Raw genomic sequence first — 303 nt, forward strand, 5'->3', positions numbered from 1 at the left:
TACCTGCGGGATCCGTCACTGTCACCGTCCAAGTGTATACCCCATCTGATAGCCCGTCCTTTGGCAGACTTGGGTCGCTCGTAGCGCTATCGGCCACCCAGTCGCCATTTGCATCAACTTCAGCCTCGATGGTGTAAGATTGACCTCCGCCATTAATTTTAACGGTCACAAACGCCCCCGCCTCGGTTTTTCCTTCAAAACGAGGTGCCGTATCGTTTGTGATCCCATCGCTATCTGTGCGACCCGAGTCCGACTCGGTAGCCAAGCGCCCGCCGTCATTCTCGGCCATGGTATCAATCGTCA

At 55.4% G+C, this 303-nt stretch carries 1 protein-coding gene; it reads right to left on the reverse strand.

Going from position 1 to position 303, the window contains the following annotated elements:
• Nucleotides 1-265, reverse strand: a 265-nt coding sequence (locus BCT34_RS06195; RefSeq protein ID WP_133150989.1) for an Ig-like domain-containing protein, incomplete at its 3' end; no start/stop codon positions are given.
• Nucleotides 266-303 lie beyond the last annotated feature (38 nt).

Source organism: Vibrio sp. 10N.261.45.E2, assembly GCF_002875705.1.
Taxonomy (GTDB): Bacteria; Pseudomonadota; Gammaproteobacteria; order Enterobacterales; family Vibrionaceae; genus Vibrio.